Raw genomic sequence first — 764 nt, 5'->3', positions numbered from 1 at the left:
GGCTCCGCCTCGGCGTGGCGCTTCGGCGCCTCCTGGCTCGCTTCCGGCTCGATGCGGAAGGCAGCGGGTCTGCGGGGCGCGCTCATGCGAGGTGATCTCCGATCAGGAACTGCAGCGCGCGGTCGAGCCTTATATGCGGCAGCGACAGCGTCACGCCCTCGGCCGTGCGTTCGAGCTTCGGCGGGCGAAAACGCACGAAGCGGATCGCCGGCTCGCCGCCGTCCGGCGGCTGCGTTTCGGAGGCTCGAAACACTGCATCGACTTTCTCCGGCAAATCACCGGGAAATATGGCTGTTTCGGTCTTTCCGTCGAATGTCTCGCCGTCGATCTTCTCGCCTTTCAGCGGCATGCCGATGATGACGGGCAAGGTCTCGCGGCCCTGCTTGACAGTGCCCTCGCGGGTGGCGCGCACCGCCGCCATGGCGACCACGTCAACATCGGCGCCGGTGAAGTTCGCCCGCGCCACCGCGCGGTCGGCAAGCCGGCGCACGATCGCCTGCAGCCGGTCATGGCTTACATGATGCAGGTGATCGGCCTTGGTTGCCGCCACCAGGATGCGGTCGATGCGCCGTGAAAACAGGTCGGTGAGGAAATTACCGCGGCCGGGGCGGAAGCAGGCGAGGATTTCGGTGACGGCACGCTCCAGGTCGGCCATGGCGGCCGGGCCGGCGTTCAGCGCCTGCATGGCGTCGATCAGCACGATCTGGCGGTCGAGCCGCGTGATGTGCTCGCGGAAGAACGGTTTCACCACATGCGTCTTGTAG

Annotated in this window: 1 protein-coding gene; it reads right to left on the bottom strand. The window is 66.9% G+C overall.

Features of this window, described 5'->3' with window-relative positions; genetic code table 11:
- Nucleotides 1–82: 82 nt before the first annotated feature.
- On the bottom strand, nt 83–764 hold a 682-nt coding region (locus EN781_RS33540), incomplete at its 5' end, for a YcjX family protein (RefSeq protein ID WP_189347992.1).

It is taken from the genome of Mesorhizobium sp. M4A.F.Ca.ET.090.04.2.1, from assembly GCF_003999085.1.
Taxonomy (GTDB): Bacteria; Pseudomonadota; Alphaproteobacteria; order Rhizobiales; family Rhizobiaceae; genus Mesorhizobium.
Note: the sequence above shows the minus strand (reverse complement) of the source record. Positions and strands in the feature narration are given on the sequence as shown.